Origin of the sequence: Pantoea sp. BR_17 (assembly GCF_041955125.1) — a bacterium.
In the GTDB taxonomy this organism is placed as follows: Bacteria; Pseudomonadota; Gammaproteobacteria; order Enterobacterales; family Enterobacteriaceae; genus Pantoea; species Pantoea stewartii.
In genome coordinates this window covers 362,010-369,003 of sequence record NZ_JAVAXT010000004.1, presented here as the reverse complement: position 1 = coordinate 369,003, position 6,994 = coordinate 362,010, and the positions used below count along the sequence as shown (strand labels likewise).

Below are 6,994 nucleotides of genomic sequence, written 5' to 3'. Positions count from 1 at the left end.
GTTAGTGTTAATCACTGCCATGATGTTTTTCCTTTAAAAAATTGAGCCATATTAGGCGTCTGAATTCGGCTAGCTTACCGACAACCTGATTATCGTCAGCCCTCGTTCAACCTTTAGAAAAAAAATTCAGTAATTTTTCGCCAGCCAAATCCGGGAAGACAATTAAAGAAAGGGGTTTTATTCAGCCATCAATTTTTTCAGAAACAGGCTAATCTTTTGCCACTCGCTGCCGATACCCATTTCACTTAACGTAAACTCGTAAAGGATTAAAGCATGGCAAGTGTAAGTTCACTCGGTGCTGGTACGAACCTCGACCTGAATACTCTCTACAGCAGCCTGGAATCCGCTGAGCAGACTAAACTGACGCCTATTACTAAGCAGCAGGCGTCCTATAACGCTCAGCTTACCGCCTGGGGCGTGGTGAAAACCGGCCTGTCAAAATTGCAGACCGCGGCGGCGGCATTGCAAAATGCCTCGACGATTGCGGCTACGAAAGTCACCAGCACGAATACCGCTTTCACTGCCACGCTGGCGAGCAAAGCCTCCGCCGGTAACTATTCTATTGAGGTTACTCAACTCGCCTCTTCGCAATCGCTGCTGTCAAAATCAGCCAGCAGTAAAGATACCGATTTAGGTGATCAGAGCCTGGCATCTCGCACGATTACGATTTCCCAGTCTGGGCAGAAATCGCCGCTCACGGTAACACTGAGCAAAGATCAAACCAGCCTGTCTGATATTCGCGATGCGATTAATAAACAGCAAGGCAGCGTAAACGCCAGTATTATTAAAGCAGACGATAATACCTATTATCTGTCTCTGACTGCACGCGACAGTGGCACAGCGAATGCGATGACGGTCAGCACAAACGACGGCACGCTGTCCCAGTATATTAATTACAGTTCGGGTGGCAGCAGCAACGCGATGACCGAACAGGTTGCCGCTAAAGATGCGCAGTTAAAAATTAACGGCGTGTCCATCACCCGCAGCAGCAATACCGTCACGGACGCGCCTGAAGGTGTCACGCTCAACCTGACGAAAACCACCGCTACAAATACACCGGAAACGCTGACCGTCGCCACAGACAATCAGCCAATGACGGCGGCAATTCAGGCTTACGTAGATGCCTACAACTCCCTGCAAACCACTATCGGTAACCAGACGAAATACACGGCGGTGAAAGCAGGTGAGTCGCAAAGTTCCGGTAACGGCGATCTGTTGGGTGATAATACCTTACGTAACATCCAGACCAGCCTGCGCAGTCAACTGTCCAGCGCACAAGCCAGCGGAAACCTGACCAGTCTGTCACAACTGGGGATCACGCAGGACGTTAACGGCAAGCTGACTGTGGACAGCACCAAACTGGACAAAGCCCTGACCAATCAACCGACAGATGTCCTGAACTTTCTGACGGGTGACGGTAAAACAACCGGGTTTGCCACACAGGCAAATAACAAACTGACGCAGATACTGGCCAGTGACGGACAGGTACAAAATGCCACTAACGGCATTAATACCTCACTGAAAAAACTGTCCGATCAGTACGACGAAGTAAACAGCCAGATTGCGGCGACCATGGCGCGTTACAAAACACAGTTTACCAGTCTGTCTACCCTGGTCAGCTCCATGACCCAGACCGGTAACTATTTGACCCAGCAGTTCGCCAAACTATAACAGGAGTGGTAAGCATGTACGCTAAGTCCGGTATTCAGGCCTATGCGCAGGTAGGTGTGGAAAGCGCCGTATTAAGCGCCAGCCCACATCAGCTGGTCGTGCTGCTTTTTGATGGCGCCCTGAGCGCCATGAAAAAAGCTGCCATTTTAATTGAGCAAGGCGATATTCCCGGTAAAGGTAACGCCTTATCTAAGGCCATTAATATCATTACTAACGGGCTGCGCGCAGGCCTGAACCATGAGGTTGGCGGTGAAATTTCCGCTAATCTCGACGATCTGTATGAATATATGACCCGTCGTCTGTTACAGGCTAACCTGAACAACGACCTTGAGGCCATTACGGAAGTCGAAGGCTTGCTCAATAATATTGCGGATGCGTGGAAACAGATTGGCCCTAATTACCAGCCACAGCAGGATACCTTTTAATGAGTCATCCACTCGAGCTGCTAAAAGGATATCAACACTTACTCACGCTCAGTAATGCCATGCTGGAAAATGCCCGGCAGGGACAATGGGATGAGTTGCTTAGTTGCGAATCAACTTACGTTAGTAGCGTCGAGCGTGTTGCGCGTGATAACGATGCCAGTGCGCTGTCCGCATTACAGCGGGCACAAATTCGCCCGGTACTTGAGCAAATTCTGAAGAATGAAACCACGCTGAAGACGTTGCTGGGTGAACGTATGAGCGAACTGCGCTCGCTGGTCACGACCTCAACGCAGCAACACAACATTGTCTCTTCTTACGGCAAGATGGCGGGTAATATCCTTTACCCAAAAGACCAGTAAAGGCCGACTTATGCGGGTAAACACTCTTTTTTTAGTTTACCCGCGTAATTTCTTCACTCTTATCCCATACTTCCAGTTCTCTCTCCTCTGACTGGACGTTTGTCATGCACAACCCAACCCTTTTGCAGTTTTTCCACTGGTATTATCCCGATGGCAGCACGCTGTGGCCGGAAGTCGCAGAAAAAGCGGCCCTGCTTAATGACATCGGCATCAACATGGTCTGGCTGCCCCCTTGCTATAAAGGCGAGTCCGGTGGTTACTCAGTGGGTTATGACAGCTACGATCTCTTCGATTTAGGCGAGTTTGAGCAAAAAGGCAGCGTCGCCACCAAATATGGTGATAAGCAGCAGTTGCTGGCTGCCGTCAATGCGCTGCGCAGCCACAACATTGGCGTGCTGCTGGATGTGGTTCTCAACCATAAAATGGGCGCGGACGAGAAAGAACAGGTGAGCGTAAATCGCGTTAACCCGGATAATCGTGATGAAATTTATCCCGAGGTCGTGGAATGCGAAGCCTGGACAAAGTTTACGTTTCCGGCGCGGGCAGGCGAATACTCGACATTCATCTGGGATCATAAGTGTTTTAGCGGGGTCGACCATATTGAAAATCCCGATGAAAACGGCGTGTTCAAAATTATCAACGATTACACCGCTGAAGGCTGGAACGACCAGGTGGATAACGAGTTAGGTAACTTTGATTATCTGATGGGCGCCAATGTTGATTTCCGCAATAAGGCGGTGAGCGAAGAACTCAAATACTGGGCGCGCTGGGTCATGGAGCAGGTCCCCTGCACCGGCTTTCGTCTGGACGCGGTAAAACATATCCCGGCCTGGTTTTACAAAGACTGGATCGAACATATTCAGGACGTCGCTAACGAACCGCTGTTTATTGTGGCGGAATACTGGTCCTTTGAAACCGAAAAGTTGCAGGAATATATCAATCAGGTGGAAGGCAAAACGCTGCTGTTTGACGCCCCGCTGCATATGAATTTTCATCAGGCGTCTAAAGCCGGCAGCGATTATGACCTGAGCAAAATTTTTGATAACTCGTTGGTATTAGCCGACCCGTGGCATGCCGTGACTATCGTGGCCAACCACGACACACAGCCGCTGCAGTCTCTGGAAGCGCCCGTTGAAGCCTGGTTTAAGCCGCTGGCTTATGCGCTGATTCTGTTGCGCGAGCAAGGCGTTCCGACCATTTTTTATCCGGACCTGTTCGGTGCCCACTATGAGGATGAAGGCGGAGACGGTGAAATGCATCAGGTGGATATGCCGGTCATTCCTGAACTCGAAGGGCTGATTCGTGCCCGTCAGCAATTTGGCTGGGGCGCGCAAACCGATTACTTCGACCATCCTAACTGCGTCGCGTTCAGCCGCAGCGGAACCGCTGAAAAGCCGGGCTGTATTGTGATTATGTCGAATGGCGAAGCGGGGGAAAAACAGATTTCAATGGGAGAAGGATATGCCGGGAAAGTATGGTATGACTATCTGGGACATCAATCCGATACCGTTACGACGGACGACGCCGGCAGCGCCGTGTTTCGATGTAATGCAGGCAGCGTGAGTGTCTGGGTTGTTGAGGCGTAAAACCACAGGTCCGCTGCTTTTTCTGGCGCGGTAACAGCCTGCGCATCAGCGCAAAGCGGTCCTTAAGACCGCTTTGCGTCATTTATTTGTTCAGAACCGGACGCATAATCTCGGGTTCGATATTCTGAATCACATCCACACCGGGATGTTGGGCCGCTTCCTGTAAAGCTTTCTGGCATTCCACCGTGGGTCGATCGACCTTACGCAACGTAAGCCCGTCGTAATCCAGCTCACCGCCATCCAGATCCAGTGTCATAATGCGTAACTGACGCGTGACATTGACATAATCGCCATTCAGCTGCGTCAATTTGCCTGGCTTCGCAATGACCCGTTGCCACTGCCGGCAATCCAGCGTACTGCCGTCCGCGTTGATAATCAGACTCCCAATCGCCTTGTCGCTAATCAGGTTACTCTGCGGCCCAACCGTCTGCCAGTTGCCTTGTAAATTTGCCGGGGCCGGCGTTTGCACCGCACTTTGATAACTGTTTATTTGTGCGCAGCCACTCAGCGCCAGTGTGGCAATCAGCATCCAGTTTTTCATCTTTGATCCCTAAATCCGGTTAATGGCGGCTACGTTATAATTTTTACCGCCAGATGTGCAAGATATCTGAGGGATGAAATCAACGTAAAGCGCGCTTTTCCTGGATTCATCACGCACCGGGTGATGTTTATTCCCTTCCCTGCCTGCTTTTATCGCTGTGAATGAACCTGTCCTCTCCAGCCTGACAAGGGAGGCACAACAGGCTACACTGTCGCCCTGCATTACATCTCAGAGATTTGTCATGAAAACTCCAGAAGCTTATTACGCCCAGGCACGCCAAATGTTCTTCACTGCCCACGCCGATTTTCAGGCCGCACTCGATGAACTGACCGAACAGGATGCCCGTGCCGCCAATATGTCCCTGCGTGAATTGCGCGAGTGGCACGCCGAACGCATTTATGCCGCCTTTTTACGCCAGAAAAATCTTGATGGTATGATTTTTTCGATTCAACTGGCAGAGCCGGATAAAGCCGTCGCCGCCGAAGCCATCGAAGCCTATCTCCGATCGCATGCCGAATCTCTGGGAATGAGTTGGGAAGAATTTTGTATTAAGAACGAGCTCTAACTATACCTCAGCTGTGCGGACAGGAAGAATAACGACTACAGCGTTGCGCAGCGTCGTGACAACAAACGGTTAATGCCCCTGATACGGCCTCGCTGGCGGCAGAAAACCCCGCTGCCGCCAGCATTAGCCATCACTCTTCTTGTTCGAGCTTTCCCCTCACCTCAACATACTTAGCCACAGCCAGTAATCGGTTGAGGTGCGTGAGCAACAGATCAATATCAGACTGCATGAACTCTGATGAGGAACGCGATGCCGTGACAATGGCATCCTGCACCGTCTCAGAAATCGTTAACGCATTATCTTGTTTCGCCTGGACTAATAAAGCGGCAACCAGCAATGACTGCGCTTCGACCTGAGCAGTCAGTTCCTTTGCATCGACATCCATTTTTGCCAGTTTAAGCAGAATATCAATAACCAATTGTCGCATTGCACTTCTCCCGGTGAGTGAGCGCATATATCGTTAAGAGCGCCCTCAGAGTAAACCAGATAAAAATGCTTTTCTACGCGGGACCTAAAAAACGGATTCATGCAAACATCAGCTTGATACTGTTTTTATTTACAGTAAAATGGCAACGCGATTTTGCCCTGAAGGGATGGTTATTATGTTTGTAGAGTTAATTTACGATAAGCGTAATGTCGCGGGTCTGCCAGGGGCGCGCGACATGATATTGGCAGAGCTTGAAAAGCGTGTGCATCGTGTTTTTCCTGACATCGAGGTCAAGGTGAAACCGATGGAACGTAACGCGATAGAAACCGACCTCAGCAAGAATGATAAAGCCACTGTCGCGCGTCTGGTGGAAGAAATGTTTGATGAAGCCGAGTTTTGGCTGGTGGCGGATTAATCCGTTAATCGCCACCCCTCAGTTAGCGGGAGATACCTTAACTCTCCTGCTCACTGTGGTTGATTTCAATTTCAATATCCTGAATGGCTTTCTCCAGATCTTCCAGCAACGTTCCCTGCTTATTCAGTAATGCGTCAATACGGGCCGCATTCCCTTCATCCTTGTATTCACCGGCATCAAAGGCTAACCAATGGGCGGAAAGCGTCTCAGTGTTCGTTTGCGCATAGTGGCGCATTTCTTTCAACTGGGATGCCACGTCACGCAGATAATCGGTTTTGCTTTTGGTTTCGATTGAATCACTCATGCTGTGTTTCCTTTTGGTTGTTTTTCCAATGAAAATATCGCCTGGAGATTTAAAGGTAGGACAATATAGCGGTTTTGCATTAGGAATAATCGGAAGTCACTTTTACAGGACATGGCTTCTCGCCGTGGTCAGGCGGAAAACGGCGGTGTCATACCCCGTCCTTACGTGATGATAAATATGCTGACGGGTCTCCGCCCACAGCTTTGTTGTGCTGGTCTAGACTTAGAGGACGACAAAGAGGAGCAAACGATGCACAACCAAAGTAACGATAAACGTAAGCATGAAGGCGATGTCAGCAAAGGATTACCCGAAGCCGCACCTAATGCGGGAAATGCCTACGAGGAAGATGATCATCCCGCAAACGATGCACCGAAAGATCACGGTGAAGTGCCCAGAAAAAATGATGACAGTCAGGATGATAAAAAGGATCCTTTCAAAGCATCATGACATGTCACCGTCTGCCCACTTAACCGGGGCAGACGGTGATCTGCACCATGCTTTGAAGCCGGTGCAGCCATTATTTTAAGGCCAGCAGGATGAGAAGCCATGCCTCCCTGCTCGTTAACCCAGCTGGGCTGGCATGTGGGCTGCTCGCCTGGCAACTTTCAGGGACGGGCGGGCAACAGGCTTTGGCCCTTTATTCACACGGATCGCAGGCGCAGAAAACCGCCGGATACGGGAGCGGGCCCCCTCTGCACGTG

General features: G+C 50.3%; 10 protein-coding genes. 7 read left to right on the top strand and 3 right to left on the bottom strand.

Going from position 1 to position 6,994, the window contains the following annotated elements:
• The first annotated feature begins 273 nt into the window (after nucleotides 1-273).
• The 4 genes from fliD to amyA all read left to right on the top strand — a co-directional run bounded on the left by fliD (nucleotide 274) and on the right by amyA (nucleotide 4,041).
• Nucleotides 274-1,671, top strand: a complete 1,398-nt coding sequence (gene fliD, locus RAC60_RS09590; RefSeq protein WP_058701681.1) for a flagellar filament capping protein FliD — start codon at nucleotides 274-276, stop codon at nucleotides 1,669-1,671.
• A 14-nt stretch (nucleotides 1,672-1,685) separates the two neighbouring features.
• Nucleotides 1,686-2,096 carry a flagellar export chaperone FliS gene (gene fliS, locus RAC60_RS09585; RefSeq protein WP_033742062.1) on the top strand — a complete coding sequence of 137 codons (411 nt, stop codon included), beginning with the start codon at nucleotides 1,686-1,688 and terminating at the stop codon, nucleotides 2,094-2,096.
• Nucleotides 2,096-2,455, top strand: a complete 360-nt coding sequence (gene fliT / locus RAC60_RS09580) for a flagellar protein FliT (protein WP_033742064.1) — start codon at nucleotides 2,096-2,098, stop codon at nucleotides 2,453-2,455. The genes fliS and fliT overlap by 1 nt, the downstream gene beginning before the upstream one ends.
• 104 nt (nucleotides 2,456-2,559) lie before the next feature.
• Nucleotides 2,560-4,041: an alpha-amylase gene (amyA, locus tag RAC60_RS09575; protein ID WP_033742066.1), complete on the top strand. Its 1,482-nt coding sequence runs from the start codon at nucleotides 2,560-2,562 to the stop codon at nucleotides 4,039-4,041.
• Between the two features lie 82 nt (nucleotides 4,042-4,123).
• Here amyA and yedD read toward each other — a convergent pair whose 3' ends face one another.
• On the bottom strand, nucleotides 4,124-4,582 hold the full coding sequence (yedD, locus tag RAC60_RS09570; protein WP_006119487.1) for a lipoprotein YedD: 459 nt from the start codon (nucleotides 4,580-4,582) through the stop codon (nucleotides 4,124-4,126).
• Between the two features lie 241 nt (nucleotides 4,583-4,823).
• Between yedD and RAC60_RS09565 the strand changes: the two genes are divergently transcribed.
• Nucleotides 4,824-5,147 (top strand): DUF6388 family protein, encoded by a 324-nt coding sequence (locus tag RAC60_RS09565; RefSeq protein ID WP_006119488.1) that lies wholly within the window; start codon nucleotides 4,824-4,826, stop codon nucleotides 5,145-5,147.
• 130 nt (nucleotides 5,148-5,277) lie between these two features.
• On the opposite strand, the gene iraP is transcribed toward RAC60_RS09565, so the two are convergent.
• Entirely contained in the window at nucleotides 5,278-5,574 is a 297-nt protein-coding gene (gene iraP / locus RAC60_RS09560) for an anti-adapter protein IraP (protein WP_006119490.1), read from the bottom strand.
• Between the two features lie 175 nt (nucleotides 5,575-5,749).
• Between iraP and RAC60_RS09555 the strand changes: the two genes are divergently transcribed.
• On the top strand, nucleotides 5,750-5,989 hold the full coding sequence (locus RAC60_RS09555; RefSeq protein ID WP_033742070.1) for a DinI-like family protein: 240 nt from the start codon (nucleotides 5,750-5,752) through the stop codon (nucleotides 5,987-5,989).
• A 37-nt stretch (nucleotides 5,990-6,026) separates the two neighbouring features.
• Here the strand turns inward: RAC60_RS09555 and RAC60_RS09550 are convergent, their stop codons facing one another.
• Complete coding sequence (locus RAC60_RS09550; protein ID WP_006119493.1) at nucleotides 6,027-6,293, bottom strand: hypothetical protein; 267 nt, start codon at nucleotides 6,291-6,293, stop codon at nucleotides 6,027-6,029.
• A 249-nt stretch (nucleotides 6,294-6,542) separates the two neighbouring features.
• Here RAC60_RS09550 and RAC60_RS09545 point away from each other — a divergent pair, with 249 nt between their 5' ends.
• Nucleotides 6,543-6,740: a hypothetical protein gene (locus RAC60_RS09545; protein ID WP_006119494.1), complete on the top strand. Its 198-nt coding sequence runs from the start codon at nucleotides 6,543-6,545 to the stop codon at nucleotides 6,738-6,740.
• Nucleotides 6,741-6,994: the final 254 nt, after the last annotated feature.

Coding starts and splice junctions, on each gene's coding strand:
- fliD (WP_058701681.1), top strand. CDS start 274: ATGGCAAGTGTAAGTTCACTCGGTGCTGGTACGAACCTCGACCTGAAT.
- fliS (WP_033742062.1), top strand. CDS start 1,686: ATGTACGCTAAGTCCGGTATTCAGGCCTATGCGCAGGTAGGTGTGGAA.
- fliT (WP_033742064.1), top strand. CDS start 2,096: ATGAGTCATCCACTCGAGCTGCTAAAAGGATATCAACACTTACTCACG.
- amyA (WP_033742066.1), top strand. CDS start 2,560: ATGCACAACCCAACCCTTTTGCAGTTTTTCCACTGGTATTATCCCGAT.
- yedD (WP_006119487.1), bottom strand. CDS start 4,582: ATGAAAAACTGGATGCTGATTGCCACACTGGCGCTGAGTGGCTGCGCA.
- RAC60_RS09565 (WP_006119488.1), top strand. CDS start 4,824: ATGAAAACTCCAGAAGCTTATTACGCCCAGGCACGCCAAATGTTCTTC.
- iraP (WP_006119490.1), bottom strand. CDS start 5,574: ATGCGACAATTGGTTATTGATATTCTGCTTAAACTGGCAAAAATGGAT.
- RAC60_RS09555 (WP_033742070.1), top strand. CDS start 5,750: ATGTTTGTAGAGTTAATTTACGATAAGCGTAATGTCGCGGGTCTGCCA.
- RAC60_RS09550 (WP_006119493.1), bottom strand. CDS start 6,293: ATGAGTGATTCAATCGAAACCAAAAGCAAAACCGATTATCTGCGTGAC.
- RAC60_RS09545 (WP_006119494.1), top strand. CDS start 6,543: ATGCACAACCAAAGTAACGATAAACGTAAGCATGAAGGCGATGTCAGC.